Origin of the sequence: Roseibium sp. Sym1 (assembly GCF_027359675.1) — a bacterium.
Taxonomy (GTDB): Bacteria; Pseudomonadota; Alphaproteobacteria; order Rhizobiales; family Stappiaceae; genus Roseibium.
This window is the reverse complement of record NZ_CP114786.1, coordinates 2159612-2174992: the sequence shown is the minus strand read 5'-3', so window position 1 is coordinate 2174992 and position 15381 is coordinate 2159612. Positions and strand designations below refer to the sequence as shown.

Annotated in this window: 16 protein-coding genes; 6 read left to right on the top strand and 10 right to left on the bottom strand. The window is 62.1% G+C overall.

The window, feature by feature from the left end:
* The first annotated feature begins 117 nt into the window (after nucleotides 1–117).
* Together O6760_RS09965 and O6760_RS09960 are read left to right on the top strand one after the other, a co-directional pair.
* Complete coding sequence (locus tag O6760_RS09965; protein WP_269585223.1) at nucleotides 118–1833, top strand: methyl-accepting chemotaxis protein; 1716 nt, start codon at nucleotides 118–120, stop codon at nucleotides 1831–1833.
* 299 nt (nucleotides 1834–2132) lie between these two features.
* On the top strand, nucleotides 2133–3221 hold the full coding sequence (locus tag O6760_RS09960; RefSeq protein WP_269585222.1) for an HD-GYP domain-containing protein: 1089 nt from the start codon (nucleotides 2133–2135) through the stop codon (nucleotides 3219–3221).
* Here O6760_RS09960 and O6760_RS09955 read toward each other — a convergent pair.
* The 7 genes from O6760_RS09955 to O6760_RS09925 form a co-directional block, all read right to left on the bottom strand.
* Nucleotides 3218–3487 (bottom strand): hypothetical protein, encoded by a 270-nt coding sequence (locus O6760_RS09955; RefSeq protein WP_269585221.1) that lies wholly within the window; start codon nucleotides 3485–3487, stop codon nucleotides 3218–3220. The two genes, O6760_RS09960 and O6760_RS09955, sit on opposite strands and share 4 nt — an antisense overlap.
* Nucleotides 3488–3639: 152 nt before the next feature.
* Nucleotides 3640–4155 (bottom strand): DinB family protein, encoded by a 516-nt coding sequence (locus O6760_RS09950; protein WP_269585220.1) that lies wholly within the window; start codon nucleotides 4153–4155, stop codon nucleotides 3640–3642.
* Between the two features lie 22 nt (nucleotides 4156–4177).
* Nucleotides 4178–4843 carry a carbonic anhydrase gene (locus O6760_RS09945; RefSeq protein ID WP_269585219.1) on the bottom strand — a complete coding sequence of 222 codons (666 nt, stop codon included), beginning with the start codon at nucleotides 4841–4843 and terminating at the stop codon, nucleotides 4178–4180.
* 113 nt (nucleotides 4844–4956) lie between these two features.
* Nucleotides 4957–5268, bottom strand: coding sequence for a P-II family nitrogen regulator (locus O6760_RS09940; protein ID WP_269585218.1), 312 nt, complete (start codon nucleotides 5266–5268; stop codon nucleotides 4957–4959).
* Nucleotides 5269–5272: 4 nt separating this feature from the next.
* Nucleotides 5273–6268, bottom strand: coding sequence for a sodium-dependent bicarbonate transport family permease (locus O6760_RS09935; RefSeq protein WP_269585217.1), 996 nt, complete (start codon nucleotides 6266–6268; stop codon nucleotides 5273–5275).
* Nucleotides 6269–6433: 165 nt separating this feature from the next.
* Nucleotides 6434–6811 (bottom strand): hypothetical protein, encoded by a 378-nt coding sequence (locus O6760_RS09930; RefSeq protein WP_269585216.1) that lies wholly within the window; start codon nucleotides 6809–6811, stop codon nucleotides 6434–6436.
* Nucleotides 6812–6949: 138 nt separating this feature from the next.
* Nucleotides 6950–8947 carry a protein meaA gene (locus O6760_RS09925; RefSeq protein WP_269585215.1) on the bottom strand — a complete coding sequence of 666 codons (1998 nt, stop codon included), beginning with the start codon at nucleotides 8945–8947 and terminating at the stop codon, nucleotides 6950–6952.
* A gap of 281 nt (nucleotides 8948–9228) precedes the next feature.
* Between O6760_RS09925 and ccrA the strand changes: the two genes are divergently transcribed.
* Together ccrA and O6760_RS09915 are read left to right on the top strand one after the other, a co-directional pair.
* The gene (gene ccrA, locus O6760_RS09920) at nucleotides 9229–10524 is read left to right on the top strand and encodes a crotonyl-CoA carboxylase/reductase (protein WP_269585214.1); all 1296 of its coding nucleotides are present in this window, start codon (nucleotides 9229–9231) and stop codon (nucleotides 10522–10524) included.
* 213 nt (nucleotides 10525–10737) lie between these two features.
* Nucleotides 10738–11274 (top strand): CAP domain-containing protein, encoded by a 537-nt coding sequence (locus O6760_RS09915; protein ID WP_269585213.1) that lies wholly within the window; start codon nucleotides 10738–10740, stop codon nucleotides 11272–11274.
* Nucleotides 11275–11287: 13 nt separating this feature from the next.
* On the opposite strand, the gene O6760_RS09910 is transcribed toward O6760_RS09915, so the two are convergent.
* Together O6760_RS09910 and O6760_RS09905 are read right to left on the bottom strand one after the other, a co-directional pair.
* Nucleotides 11288–11803: an SH3 domain-containing protein gene (locus O6760_RS09910; protein WP_269585212.1), complete on the bottom strand. Its 516-nt coding sequence runs from the start codon at nucleotides 11801–11803 to the stop codon at nucleotides 11288–11290.
* A 294-nt stretch (nucleotides 11804–12097) separates the two neighbouring features.
* Nucleotides 12098–12529, bottom strand: coding sequence for an SH3 domain-containing protein (locus O6760_RS09905; protein WP_269585211.1), 432 nt, complete (start codon nucleotides 12527–12529; stop codon nucleotides 12098–12100).
* A 180-nt stretch (nucleotides 12530–12709) separates the two neighbouring features.
* On the opposite strand from O6760_RS09905, the gene O6760_RS09900 reads away from it, so the two are divergent.
* On the top strand, nucleotides 12710–13201 hold the full coding sequence (locus O6760_RS09900; protein ID WP_269585210.1) for a hypothetical protein: 492 nt from the start codon (nucleotides 12710–12712) through the stop codon (nucleotides 13199–13201).
* Nucleotides 13202–13217: 16 nt separating this feature from the next.
* Here O6760_RS09900 and O6760_RS09895 read toward each other — a convergent pair whose 3' ends face one another.
* Nucleotides 13218–13949 (bottom strand): glycoside hydrolase family 25 protein, encoded by a 732-nt coding sequence (locus O6760_RS09895; protein WP_269585209.1) that lies wholly within the window; start codon nucleotides 13947–13949, stop codon nucleotides 13218–13220.
* 185 nt (nucleotides 13950–14134) lie between these two features.
* Here O6760_RS09895 and O6760_RS09890 point away from each other — a divergent pair, with 185 nt between their 5' ends.
* Nucleotides 14135–15328: a cation:proton antiporter gene (locus tag O6760_RS09890; RefSeq protein WP_269585208.1), complete on the top strand. Its 1194-nt coding sequence runs from the start codon at nucleotides 14135–14137 to the stop codon at nucleotides 15326–15328.
* The last annotated feature ends 53 nt before the right edge of the window (nucleotides 15329–15381 follow it).

Below are 15381 nucleotides of genomic sequence, written 5' to 3'. Positions count from 1 at the left end.
GCACACTCTACGGTAGAAAATCGCTTTTCCTGAAATTCAACTTAGGTCGTAGCCACGTTTTCCCAAAATTTACTTCTCTCGTTAACCATGCGGACGGAGAGGAAATTGGGTGATTCGATGAAAAACTTACTGGCGCGCCTTAGTGTCACTTCGACACTGGCTATCGTATCCGCGGGTGTTTTGACCATCTCGATGGTGGTTGTTGGCATTCTTCTTTACCAGGTCGCATTGGGGCAGGCCCAGGTAGCCGCCCAAAAGAAGCAGGATGTCAACCTGCGTGTCGCGGCGACCCTGTTTCAGGAACGTGTCACGGACGCGAAGGTGACCTGGGACCGATCGGGAAACGTCACCCGCATAGAACTTGCGGAAATTCCGGCCTTTGCGGATCACGAAATGATCGATTCGATCGGGCGGATGACCGGCGAAACGGCCACCGTGTTCGCATGGGACCCCGAGACCAAGGATTTCTGGCGCAAGACCACCAATATCATCAAGGGCGACGGCAAGCGCGCCGTCGGCACGCCACTCGGACAAAACGGCGCGGTCTACCCCGTCGTCACCAAGGGCCAGACCTTTCACGGCCAGGCAACCATCCTCGGCAAGGACTATTTCACGGTGTACCAGCCGATCTTCGCCACGAAAGGCGATATCATCGGCATTCTTTATGCCGGCGTGGAAAAGGCCGCGGTCGAGGCCAATGTGTGGGAACTCATGAGCCGCTACACCCTGCTGGTGCTGCCGGTGGTGGTTGTGTCCGTTCTTCTGCTGATCTTCGCGATCCGCCGGCAATTGCGCCCGGTCACACAGCTTGCGGAGATTACGACCAGGATTGCGCAGGATGATCTTCAGGACGACGTTCCCTTTGGGGAACGCACCGACCAGATCGGCATGCTCGCACAGGCGGTCAACACGCTCAGAACCAGAGCCGGTGAACGGCTTGAACTGGCCGAACAGCAACGCAGTTCGGACGAAGCCACCGTGGACCGCCAGAACAAGGTGAACGACCTGATCCAGTCGTTCAGATCCAGCGTTTCCAACGTCCTGACCTCCGTCGACGAAACCGTTCACGGCCTGGAGGAAACGGCGGCCCACCTGTCCGACCTGTCGGGGCAAAGCGCCTCAAGCGCGACCGAAACGTTGAACTCCGCCGACGAGGCGACATCCAGCGTTCAGACCGTTGCCAGCGCCGCGGAGGAACTGTCCACCTCGATCGACGAGATTTCCCGCCAGGTTGCCCAGACGACCGAGGTGGTCAGCCGCGCCACAGAAGGCACGCGGGTCACCAACGAGAAGGTGGAAGGGCTCGCGGCGTCGGCATCAAAGATCGGCGAAGTCGTTACCCTGATCCAGGCGATTGCGGAACAGACCAACCTGCTTGCCCTGAACGCCACCATCGAGGCGGCCCGCGCCGGCGAGGCCGGCAAGGGCTTTGCGGTTGTTGCGGCCGAGGTGAAGGAACTCGCGACCCAGACCTCCAAGGCGACCGAGGAGATCAGCGCCCAGATTTCAGCGATCCAGGAGGCAACGAAGGAGTCGGTCAATGCGATCGCCGAGATCACCACGATCATGGAAGAGGTGAACTCCTACACCGGAACGATCGCGTCCGCAGTGAGCGAACAGGGATCCGCAACCGGCGAGATCTCTCAAAACGCCCAGCGCGCGGCGGAAGGCACCACGTTTGTCTCCTCCCGCATGTCCGACCTGTCCGGCACGGTGAACCAGACGTCGGAATCGTCTCGATCGGTTCTTGATGCCTCCGGGTTGCTCTCCGCCAGGACGGATGAACTCAAGCAGGAAGTCGAATCCTTCCTCAGCAACGTTGCCGCCGCATAGGCCTGCTGCGGGCTTACCCAAAACACCGCAAGAGGGACGCGCCATCCGGCGCGTCCCTTCACGGTGCGTCATCAGGGCAACACAAAGCGGTGAGCGAACCCGGTCTGAAGGGCCCTCGCGCCAGGCCGCGAGTCGGCCGTAAGAGTCTTCAACAAAACGGCAGCGGAGAACGGCAGGACACCGGCCATGGAGACCATGAGTTTCCGTGAAAGCATGCCGACAATTTTTACTAAGGTATTTTTTACGTTTTATCTTCAACCTCTGGTTCCTGATATTTCATAAAACGATTGTTGATGCGCATGACGCGAATTCTGGCAGTCTCCGAGAATTGGAATTCGTTTCCGAAACAGTTTGCGAAACTCGCAACCCTTTATCCTGTCAAATACCTTCCGTTCTCGAAATTCACTCTGGAAGACGTTACGGAAGACACGCTTCTTCTCGTCGACTTTCAGGATATCCGGCCGGAACACCTGAAGGTTCTCAAACCACTCACCAAGGCGAGCGAAAACGCTTCCTTGGGATTGCTTGATATCAGGAGCCGCCAGCAGGTTCTGCAAGCGCGCGAACTGGGTGTTTTCCATCTGGTCGACCGTGAGGACAAGCTGCCCAACCTGCTGATGAAGCTGCGGGGAATGCTGGGCGACTATTCGAAGCCGAAACTTCCGGCAGGCCTTCCCGAGACAACGGCGCGGACCGTCGTATCCACATCAGCAGCGCTCGACCAGATGTCGGTGGCGGCGCTCTCCGGCGCGCCGCTTCCCATGCGCATGCTGGCCGGCACCGCCAAGGACATCTCCGCTTCGCTGGTCACGGACGGCATCGACAACTGGCTGACAGCGGTCCAAAGCCACCACAGCCATACCTATTGCCACACCATGATGGTGACGGGGCATGCGATCAGCTTCTCCCACGCCCTGGGCCTGCCCCGCCAAGAGCAGTATCTGATGGGGCTCGGCGGTCTGGTGCATGATCTGGGCAAGGTCAAGATTCCGCTCTCCATCCTGGACAAACCCGGCAAGCTCACGGACCACGAGCGCGAACTCGTGAACAGGCATCCGCTCTACAGCCAGGAGATCCTGAAAAGCCGGAACGAGGTTCCGGGACAGGTTATCGACATGGCCTTGTCGCACCATGAATTTCTGGACGGCACGGGCTATCCGGAAGGTCTGCGCGGTGACCGGATCCCGAAACGCGTTCGCTTGCTCACGATCGTGGACATCTTTTCCGCGCTGACGGAAAAACGCGCCTACAAGGACAGCTTCCCGCCGAGCAAGGCGCTCGCCATCATGGCGGACATGGGCGGCAAGCTCGACGCGGGCCTGTTGCGCCAGTTCCGCAGCCTGGTTCTCAACTCGGATTTCGGCCGGATCAGGCGGCCGGCCGGCTAGAGCGTTTTCCGATCAATAAGGGTCATTTGACCGAGACGGTTTGGCGCGCTGGCTAGGCGGGTCACGCGCGGTGGTGTTTCCCACCACAAGGGTGGGCCAACGACGCCGGCGCGCCAAACCGTCCGGCCCATTTTCAATTGTTTCTCATACGCATCGGGGCTGTTGCGGGTGAGAGTATCCGGCCCATCGGCAGCGTTGCGCCGCTTGCCCGATGCACCGCATCGCGCTTCGCGGCGCGCCTTGCCGACTGAACCGGATACGCTCATCAAATGATCCTAATTGATCGGAAAACGCTCTAACCCTGTCCCGCCGGGCGCGTGTTCGCTCCCGACCGGATCGCCTGACCGAAGCTCTAACGTTTGCCGTGCCGGGTTCGGAGCGTAACACGCCGGGCCAGCCGAGTTGTCTTCCCGATGGTTCAGGAAAACTGTTCAACCAGATCCGGCATGAAGGGGAGGTCCGTCACGCCGATATCGACGCCGGCCTGGCTCAGCAGCGTCGAGACCTGGCCGCGATGATGTGTCTGGTGATTGAACATGTGGGTGACCAGGAGCCAGCGCGGCCGGCTGCGGGTCGTCTTGTCGGTAACACTGGTCCATTCCAGAGTTCCGACGAGCCAGTCGACAGTCAGCTGATCGGTGAATGCGGAAATGTCTTCGCACATCCGCAAATGCTCGGTTTTAAGCTCCGGGAAGTCCTCGTAAAGATCAACACCCATTCCCTTGATCTCGTAGGGCGTTCCGGTGAACCGGCGCATCCAGGCACGATCGGCGAAGAGAAGATGGTTCAGGGTCGAGTGCACCGACCGGAAGAAGGCGCCGCGGTCGGCTTTGCGATCGGCGTCGCTGAGCGCCTCGGAGGCGGCATAGACCTTCTCCGTCATCCAGGAATTGTACTTCGCCATGCGCCGATAAAGCCCTGGGTCCGCCGTCATTCAATTTCTCCGAACCTGCGTGTCACTCGGCACTCTTGACCGCCACCGGCGCCGCCTGTTCAAAGCGCTGGCTTTCAGGGTCCATGACCCTGAGCTCTCCCGACCCGATATCGAACCAGGAGCCATGCAAGGTGAGTTCGCCCTGTTGAACAGCATTGTCGACAAAGGGAAATGTCATCAGGTTTTTCAACGATTGCCGGATGCCGGCATATTCCATCGCCAGCTGCGGGTCGTCCGCCTTGTCCACCGGCATACAGGCCATGGCTATCGCCGCCGGCTCCAGAAGCTTGATCCAGCGGCCGATGAACTGGCCCGTCGCCATCGGCGCATTGGCGTTTTCCCGGAAGGCCTTCACACCACCGCACTGGCCGTGGCCCATGACCACGATATGCCTGACCTTCAGGCCGTTGACCGCGAATTCGATCGCCGCGCTGGTGCCGTGCTGGCCCTCGGTATCCTCGTAGGGCGGCACGAGATTGGCGACGTTTCGCACCACGAACAGCTCACCGGGACCGACATTGAAGATCCCTTCCGGCGTCACCCGGCTGTCACAGCACGAAATCACCATGACCTGCGGCGTCTGGCCATAGACCGCAAGACGCTCATGCGTTTCCCTGTGACGCACGAAGCCCTTGCTGAGATACCGGCCGTACCCCGCCATGAGATGTTCTGGAAAATTCAAGGACATGTCTCCCAACCCGTGCCGCAACCCAAGCGCGGCCTGTCATTGGTGAGCTTCATATCATCTGGTTCGCGGAATTGAAATCAGCCGGCGCGCCTACGCCTTCAGGCGCGGTCCGTTCAGAACCGTTCGGCGCGCAGGACCGAACAGTCGCTCACGGAAATGACGCCTATATGGCGCTCGACCACCGCGAAAGCGGCCTCCAGCAATGACTCGAGACGGTCCGGCCGGATGATGCAGATGATCGCCACCATGCCCCCGGCGCGCGACACCTGCCCTTCCCGGCTCCAGCGGCCGGACTGGCCGCTGCCGCCCATCACCGGCAGGATTGTGTAACCGGTGACCCCGGCGCCGTCGAGCGCATCCGTGAGACGGGTCTCCATCGGCGCCTCGATGATGATTTCGACCCGTTTGGCGGCGTTCATTTCCATGGGCTTATCCTCCGATGGCCTGGGCAATGCTGAGATAAAGGGGAATGCCGATCGTCAGGTTGAACGGAAAGGTGATTCCCAGCGACATGGTCAGGTAGATGGACGGATTGGCTTCCGGCAACGCAACGCGCATGGCCGCGGGCACCGCGATATAGGAGGCGGACGCGCTGAGTGTCATCAGGAGCACCGTGCCGCCCGCCGACAGGCCGACCACGCTCGCGGCGGCAAGACCGGCAAGCGATCCCAGAACGGGCATGAGCAGGCCGAACCCGATCAGTCCGGGACGAAGCTGGCCGGCGCTGGCGCGCAGCCCCCGGCCGGCGACCAGCCCCATATCCAGGAGAAAGAGGCACAACACGCCCTTGAAGGGAGCAACGATGAAACTCTCGATGTCCGCAAGCCCTTTCGGTCCGGACAGGAACCCGATGGCGAAGGAGCCGACAAGCAGGACGATCGAACCGTTCAGAAGAATCTCGCGCCATAGCCCGCCCGTGCCCCGGGACTGTCCGGCCGGGTCTCCGGACGCCGGTGACCGCGCCGCCAGCCACAGCGCCGACAGAATGGCCGGGGCTTCCATCACCGCTGCGACCGCCACCAGGTAACCCTCGCTCGCAATGCCCTGACTTTGCAGGACCGATGTGCCGGCCACGAAGGTGACGATGGAGATCGACCCGTAATGTCCCGCCACGGCAGCCGCGTCGGTCGTACTCAGGCTGGTCATGACGCGCAGCAGCCCGAAAGCCGCAAACGGGATCGCGAAGGACAGGAGAAGACCTGCCAGAAGCGACATAAGAAGTCCCGCATCGACGCCGTGTGCGCTGACGCTGACACCGCCCTTGAAGCCGATTGCGAACAACAGATAGATTGACAGCGCCTTCGCGGCAGCTTCCGGCACGGACAGGTCCGAGCGGACGAGTGCCGCTCCCAATCCAAGCGCAAAAAACAGAATGATCGGCGACAGCAGGTTTTGCGCCGCCAGCGAAACGATTGTCTCCGCCACACCAAGACCCCCGGCTTTGTTCCCCTCCACGCCACCGCTTTCAGCGCGGGCAGAGCATACGTAGGACTACGTATCGCTCGCGATATGGGGGGACGCTCCGGAACGTCAAGTCCCGGAAACGCGGAACCATGTGGCCTTAATCACTTTGACCGATGCGGACGCCTATCAGGTCGCCACATTGACTTCGTGGGGAGGTTCACCGTCGCAATGGTCTTCGTAGGCGTGCCGGATGTTGTCCGCGGGAAGACGGTCGACCGGCCCCGGCAAGGGATGCACCGGTCCGTGGTCTATGCCCGGCTCAAGCGCCTGCAGCGCCGTGGCCCGATAGGCCGCCACGCCGTCCAGGGTGTGGTTTTCGATGTGATGGGCATCAACAAGAACCGCCGGATTGTCGCTGGACTGTCCGGTGTCCGTTTCGTGGCGCTCTGCGGTGTCACGCTTCTTTCTGCGGTCATGGCCGGTGCCGTCACCGTCCCTGTCCGCGGGATACTCTGTCGCATGCGCCACGACCTGGGCCGATGTCGGCCTTTCAATCGTCGCCATTCAGGCCTCCTGGCCATTCAGAGAGAACCGCCTTCTGGCGGAACTCTTCGAATCTCTCAACAAAGAGTTAACAAAGGTTTACGAAAGGTAAGCACTTCTCCAAGGGACAACCATGCCGGCACCGGTTCAATCCGGCCGTCAGGCCGCCTTTTCCACCTTGCTGCCGACGATCCGGACAACATCCGCCATGATGTCGGTAAGCTGGAAATCCTTGGGCGTGTAAACCGCGGCAACCCCGATGGCCTTCAGCCGGGCGGCATCCTCTTCGGGAATGATGCCTCCGACGACAACCGGTATGTCGTCGCCGCCGGCCGCCCGCAGGCGGTCCATCACATCCTGGACCAGGGCCAGATGCGACCCTGACAGGATCGACAGGCCGATGACATGGACATCCTCTTCGATCGCCGCATTGACGATCTGGGCCGGGGTCAGGCGGATGCCTTCGTAAACGACTTCCATGCCACAGTCACGGGCGCGCACGGCGATCTGCTCCGCACCGTTGGAATGACCGTCCAGACCCGGCTTGCCGACCAGGAATTTCAGCCGGCGGCCGAGGCTTTCCGAGACCGAGTCCACATCGGCGCGCACCGATGCAAGGTCGCCGGCCTCGTCGCGCACCGACTGGCCGACACCGGTCGGTGCACGATACTCGCCGAAGACCTCGCGCAGGACCCGCCCCCACTCTCCGGTGGTCACGCCTGCCCTGGCCGCCGCAATCGACGGCTCCATGATGTTGCGGCCTTCCTGGGCAGCGCTCTTGAGCTCGTTCAGGGCAGTTGCCACGGCAGCGCTGTCGCGCGTCTCGCGCCACGCCTTGACCTTCTCGATCGCCTCGTCCTCGACATGCCCGGCCACCGTCAGAATGGCGCCGTCCTCACCGCCCGACAGCGGTGACGGTTCGCTCTCGGTCCATCTGTTGACACCGACCACCACCTGGTCGCCGGCCTCGATGGCCGCAAGGCGCGCCGAGTTGGCTTCCACCAGCTGGCGCTTCATGTAACTGCTGTCGACCGCGGCGACCGCGCCGCCCATGGCGTCTATCCGCGCAAGCTCCTCGCGCGCTTCGGCCTTCAGTGCCTCGACCTTGCGGGTGATTTCCTCCGACCCGTCGAAAATGTCGGCATAGTCCAGCAGATCGGTCTCGTAGGCGACGATCTGCTGCATGCGCAGCGACCATTGCTGGTCGAACGGACGCGGCAGGCCCAGCGCCTCGTTCCAGGCCGGCAGCTGTACGGCGCGGGCCCGGGCATTTTTGGACAGCACGACGGCCAGCATCTCGATCAGAATGCGGTAGACATTGTTTTCCGGCTGCTGCTCCGTCAGGCCGAGCGAATTGACCTGGACGCCGTAGCGGAAGCGGCGATAACGCTCGTCCTCGACGCCATAGCGCTCGCGGCAGATCTCGTCCCAAAGTTCGGTGAAGGCGCGCATCTTGCACATTTCGGTGATGAAGCGCATGCCCGCGTTGACGAAGAACGAGATCCGGCCCACCGCCTTGGGGAAATCCTCTTCCGGAATGGCGCCGCTCGCCTTCATCGAATCCAGGATGGCGACCGCCGTCGCCAGGGCGAAGGACAGTTCCTGCACCGGTGTCGCGCCCGCTTCCTGCAAATGGTAGGAGCAGACATTCATCGGGTTCCATTTCGGCATGTTGGAATAGGTCCAGGCGATCACGTCCGTGGTCAGCTTCAGCGACGGCGCCGGCGGAAACACATAGGTGCCCCGGGACAGGTATTCCTTGATGATGTCGTTCTGGGTCGTTCCGGAGAGAAGCTTGCGGTCCGCGCCCTGTTCGTCGGCGGCCGCGATATAGAGCGACAGCAGCCAGGGGGCGGTCGCGTTGATCGTCATGGAGGTGTTCATGCGTTCCAGCGGAATGTCCCGGAACAGGGTGTGCATGTCGCCGAGATGGGCCACCGGAACACCAACCTTGCCGACCTCGCCGCGCGCCAGCAGGTCATCCGGGTCATAACCGGTCTGCGTCGGCAGGTCGAATGCGACCGACAGACCGGTCTGACCCTTGGCAAGATTGCCACGGTAGAGCTTGTTCGACTCTGCCGCCGTCGAGTGTCCTGCATAGGTCCGGAAGATCCACGGACGGTCTTTTTCCGGTCGGTTTTCACCCGGTCCACTCATGCAATAGTCCTCCTAAGGCCTTCGGCTGCCAGTTTTTTTGTCAATCGGCGGCGCCACGTCAGCCTGTTCTCCCCAACAGTCGGCGGCGCGCCGGAACATGCACACCCGCGAAAGTTTCTCCCGCAATGCAAAATATGCTTGGCATCAAAACGCAAGTTAAGCAATAGTCGTATAGATCAGCGCGGCATTTTTGAACAATAGTTGCGCAAAATCGGGTTTCGGCCCGATCAAGCATTGTGCAAATGCGAAATTCTGAGGCCATTAAGCCCTGGGAGGGGAGAATGACAGCAACCGCCGAAGCCAATGACAACCGAACGCGCGAGGATGCTCCGGTGAAAGACCTTTACGAGATCGGCGAGATCCCGCCCCTCGGTCATGTGCCGAAAAACATGTATGCCTGGGCGATCCGCCGCGAACGCCACGGCCCGCCCGAGGAAGCCATGCAGCTGGAGGTCGTCCCGACCTGGGAACTGGACAGCCACGAGGTTCTGGTCCTGGTGATGGCCGCCGGCGTCAACTACAACGGCATCTGGGCCGGTCTGGGCCAGCCGATCAGCCCGTTCGACGGTCACGGCGCCGCCTATCACATTGCCGGCTCCGACGCGTCCGGCATCGTCTGGGCGGTCGGCGACAAGGTCAAGCGCTGGAAGGTCGGTGACGAGGTCGTGGTTCACTGCAACCAGGACAATGGTGACGACGAGGAATGCAACGGCGGCGACCCGATGTTCTCGCCGTCCCAGCGGATCTGGGGCTACGAGACCCCGGACGGCTCCTTTGCCCAGTTCACACGTGTCCAGGCGCAGCAGCTGATGCCGCGGCCCAAACACCTGACCTGGGAAGAAAGCGCCTGCTATACGCTGACGCTCGCCACCGCCTACCGCATGCTGTTCGGCCACCATCCGCATGAGCTCAAGCCCGGCCAGAACGTTCTGGTCTGGGGCGCTTCCGGCGGCCTTGGGTCCTACGCCATCCAGCTGATTACGGCAGCCGGCGCCAACGCCATCGGCGTGATCTCTGACGAGGACAAGCGCCAGTTCGTGCTGGACCTCGGCGCCAAGGGTGTCATCAACCGCAAGGACTTCAAATGCTGGGGCCAGCTGCCGACGGTGAATTCGCCGGAATATGCAGAGTGGTTCGCTGAAGCCCGCAAGTTCGGCAAGGCGATCTGGGACATCACCGGCAAGGGCAACAATGTCGACATCGTCTTCGAGCACCCCGGCGAGGCGACGTTCCCGGTGTCGACTCTGGTGTGCAAGAAAGGCGGCATGGTCGTGATCTGCGCGGGCACCTCGGGTTTCAACTGCACCTTCGACGTCCGCTACATGTGGATGCACCAGAAGCGGCTGCAGGGCTCCCACTTCGCCCACCTGAAACAGGCGTCCGCCGCCAACAAGCTGATGATTGAACGGCGCATCGACCCCTACATGTCCGAGGTCTTTCCCTGGGAGCAGATCCCGAAGGCCCATACCAAGATGTGGAAGAACGAACATGCGCCCGGCAACATGTCGGTGCTCGTCTGCGCCCCGACAACGGGCCTGCGAACCTACGAAGACGTGCTGGACGCCTGCAAGCGCTGACAGCGGAACTCCCTGAAAGGCCGGGGCAAGCGCCCCTGAAGAGCCTTATGCAGCCTGGCCAGCCCGTTTATCGGGCTGGTTTTTTTCGATCGGATGCAAGGAATTTGCGTCCGGATGCCGCAATTCCGCTCTGTTGTCGGTACATGACCGGCGGGTCCGCGCGCGAATCAGCGCAACATTGACGTGACCTGCGCTGCCGGGGGAGCCTGATTGGTGTTTCGAATTCTGACCGTTAAACGACGCTTCGCGCTGGCGGTTGCCGGGGTGGCGGCGCTGTCTCTGACTGCCTGCATGGGCGAGCGCATGCAGACGCCGCCCTTCTACCAGGACATGGCCCGTGTCGACGGCCAGGTGGATGCCGCGACGGCGGCGCAGATGATTTCGCAATACCGGGTCAACAACGGCCTGTCGCCGGTCTCGCCGGACTCGCAACTGACCCTGATCGCCCAGAGCCAGGCGGCCGCCATGGCTTCGGCCGGCTCGGTCCAGGCGTCGCTCAAGCCGGACCAGCAGCTGTCCGCCCGAATGACTTCTATCGGCGAACCCAAGACCGCCGCCGCCGAAAATGTCAGCGCCGGCTACCGGACTTTCGCGGAGGCTTTCTCAGGCTGGCGGGAAAGCCCGAAACACAATCAGGTTCTGCTGACCAAGGACGCGACCCGCCTCGGCATCGCCACGGCCTATTCGCCGTCGGCAAAGCACAAGGTGTTCTGGTCGCTGGTCATGGCCGCTCCCAAACCCGTGCAATAGGTCAGGGCATGTCTCAGCAGACCTGGTGCTCGAAATACCGGTCGGGATAACGCGGGCAGGGCTCTCGCGCGAACGGATAAAGCTCGACATCGTACTCGTAGGACTGCGCCGGCTGCGGTGCGGCCGCGACCGGGTCCCCCTTGTAGACCGGTCCGCCCTTGTAGACCGGTCCGGCAGAATAGATCGGATAGTCCCGCCGATAGCGCCGCACGCCAAGAGCGGGCCCTGCGGCCGGAATTGGCTGACCTTGATAACGACCGGTGCCGCCGTAAACCAGGTATTGACCGGATGCCCAGCCTTTTGAACCGGAGAAAACCACGTCACACCAGTTGAAACCGGCCGTGCAGCCATTCACGGTCACCCGCCCACCGCGCGGGACCGTGATGATGACCCGATGATCGGTTCCCGGACCGCTGCGCATGTTCAGGTCGGCGGTCGTGTTGGCGATCGCCGGCCCCTCGGCCCCCGCCTCCAGCGGCAGCGCCGGAACGGCAAGGGCGATCAATGCCAGCGACAAGCATATGCGCATGATCATAACTCCGAAAATCTGGGCCGGACGCTGTCCCGGCCGGGAAGGCGTCCTGGCAGGAGAGTGCCGTGGCCGGGTTGCGGGCCAGTCGGTGCCTGATCGTGATGGCGGAGGCTTGCGCCCAGCTTGCGTCGGAAAGCTGGTCCGCCGAGAAACATGTGAGTCGCGCTTCGAATCGAGATCCGTCGATCTGAAAAGGAGCGGAACAGGGCCGTCAGAAGGATATTGCGGCCCGGCCCGTTCGAGGAACGGGACACGCGTCAAGGCGCTTCCGGGTCAGCAGGTCCGGTGCTCTCAATAGCGGCCCGGATAGCGCGGGTAATAGGGCCTGTAAGGATAGGGCCGCCGCGGCTGCACCACGACGGGTGGCCTGCCGTAGATCGGATAGTCGCGGTAGTAGCGCGGCACACCGATACCGACACCGGCATTGGGGATCGGCCGGCCGTAATAGATGCCGTTGCCGCCATAGCTCAGGTATCTGCCGGACACCCAGCCCTTGGCGTTGGCAAAGGCGGCATCGCACCAGGTGAAATCTGCCGTGCAGCCGAACACGGTCACACCGCCGCCTCGCGGCACCGTGGTAATCACGGGATAGTTCGTGCCGGGCCCGGCGCGCATGTTGAGGTTCGCGGTCGTGTAGGCTACCGCCGGTCCGGCGGCCTCGGCCGAAGCCGGCAGCGCCACCAGGGCTGCTGTCACCAGCGCCAACGAGAAGCGGGTCACCATGATCATAAACTCCGAAATCTGCGCCCTGACACCTCACAGGATTGGGGTCACATGATGGCAAAAGTATAGCATTTGCGTCCTTGCGCCCCTGCCTCAAGACAATAATTGCCCGACACAGCTTGCGTCCGGCATGCGTTCACGGCTTGATGGGCCTCCAATCCGGTCGGGGGACTGCGGAACATGAAACGAATTCAGGCGATTGCGATCACGGTCACAACGGTGATCATCTGGCTGACGGCAACCGGTACGGCGGCCCGCGCCTTCGACGCTCATGCGGGCTACTATTATCCCGAGCCGCAGACACGCGAGGTCTATGTCTCGGACCTTGCCCTGGCTCCGGATGCCGGCAAGCGCTCGCGCGCCGCCTTTGTCATAGGCCTGGCGGCACAGCACGACAAGCAGAGCCGTGTCGTCGGCTATCACCTGTTCGCCAAGGGGACCGACCTTGAAAAACTGATCATCGTCGCCACCGGCGACGGCCAGTACGATACGCTTTACCGGCTGCGTGCCCTGCTGGCGTCGCTGACCTCGATGGCGCGGTCTACGGAACTGTTTGCACGTTCCAACCAGCCCCAGGAGCTGAATTTTCTCGATTTCTGCAAATTGATCGGCTTCACCCAGGTCACGGTCAGCAACGGCCGGGACATCGCGCACCAGATCAAGGTGCAATGACCGTCTGCCCCGTATGTCAGCGCTTCAAATTGCCGTTGAGCCAGTCGCGAAACTGCGACTTGGTGCCGAAAAAGACGTTCCGGTCGACATCGCCGCGCACGCCCGGCACCCGGCCCTCTGCCGTATATTGCCAGAACACCCAGTCGTTGCGCTGGTCGTAGATGTTGTTCGGGTAATCGGCGACGGAGCGCAGCCAGAATTGCTCGCCCTTAAGAGCCCCGACGAGGCGATCGCGGTGAAAATCGACGGAAGAATAGATCACCGGCCGCTTGCCGTAGTGCCGTTCCATTTCATCCAGGAAAATTTTCATGTCCCGGAGGATCTGGCTGCGCGCGGGACGCTTCTGGCATGTTTTGGAATGGGCATTCCATTCCATGTCGAGCACCAGGGGGATCGCCTGCGGATCGACCGGAATGATCTCCTTCACCCACGCAATCTGCTCTTCCACGGGCCGGCAGAAATAATAGAAGTGATAGGCGCCGCGCGGCACCCCCGCCTTGCGTGCACCGACCCAGTTGTCGACGAAGCGCGGATCGACATGATCGCCGCCTTCCGTTGCCTTGATCCAGGCAAAGGCGACCCCGCCCTTCTTGGCCGCCACCCAGTCGATATCGCCCTGCCAGCGGGAAATGTCGATGCCATGGACCGCATAGTCCTCGGGTGTCGGGTCAGGAAAGTCGTAAGCCGTGCAGGCCCCAAGGAAAAGAAATCCGAAAACGGAGCAAAATTGCTTGACCAGTTCCAGCACAGCGACCTCGATAGGTTAAAAAAAGCTTTCCGCCCGCGCCTAAAATGCGTTGGATTTCCTAACGGAGTGTAGACGAAATGACGAATTCTCCGCAAAAACACGTATCCACTTTTGCCAAGACTTCCGACTAAGGCGGGATTGCGGCGGATCAAAGACAGACCTGCCCGGAGTCCCCATGAAAAGACATGGATATCGCCCAGACCCTGATGGCCATCGGCGCCCTGCTACTCGCCGGCATGCTGGCGGACGCGATCGGCCACAAGACCCAGTTGCCGCGGGTGACCCTGCTGATCCTGTGCGGTCTCGGGGCGGGCCCGGCCGGCCTCGACCTGCTGCCGCACAGCCTGACAGAGCTTTATGAGACCCTGGCCGTCCTGGCCTTGTCCATGGTCGCCTTCCTGCTCGGCGGCAAGCTGTCCAAGGTGCATATGGAAAACAGCGGCCGCGCCGTCACCGTGATCTCCGTCAGCGCGGTCCTGTGCACGGCCGCCATCGTCTTCTCGGGCCTGTGGCTGCTTGGCTTTCCCGTGGTCCTGGCGCTCGTGCTGGCAGCCCTGGCAACGGCCACGGACCCGGCTGCGACCAGCGATGTCATCCGCCAGTACCGGGCCAGGGGACCGTTCTCGTCCATTCTCTCCGGCGTCGTCGCCGTCGACGATCTCTGGGGCATCCTGGTGTTTGCCTTCTGCCTGATGGCGGCACAGGCCCTCACGGGCGGCAACGGATCAGATGCTCTCATGCATGCCGCCTGGGAAATCGCCGGGTCGCTCCTTCTCGGCGCCGTCATCGGTTTGCCTGCAGGCTACCTGTCCGGCCGGCTGCAGCCGGGAGATCCGACCCTGGCAGAGGCTCTTGGCATCGTTTTCCTGACAGCCGGGCTGGCACTCTGGCTCGACCTGTCCTTCCTGCTGGCGGGCATTGCCTGCGGCGCCATGGTGGTCAATACCGGCCGCCACCACAACCGGCCCTTCCACGAGATCGAGCATATCGAATGGCCTTTCATGATCTTCTTCTTCGTGCTGGCGGGGGCGTCCCTTGAGCCGGCGATGCTGTTGAAACTGGGCCTGCTCGGCACGGCCTATATCGTTCTCAGACTGGCCGGGCGTCTGGTGGGCGGCTGGCTTGGCGGCAGGTTCACGAACGGACCCGGCACCGGGAAAAGCTATCTTTTCGGCCTGTCGCTGCTGCCCCAGGCGGGCGTCGCCCTCGGCATGGCTCTGGTCGCCGCGGAAGCCTTTCCGGACTTTCGCACCGAGATCCTGACCGTCGCCATCGGCTCCACCGTGGTGTTCGAGCTGATCGGGCCCGCGGCGACCCAGCTCGCGCTGAAGCGCGCCGGAGAAGCGGGAAAGGCACCCGAGGACGAAAGTGAAGGGTGAAGCCTATTGCGCTTGGAGCCCGAATCCTTATGACTTGGCGGACCTGCAACGAC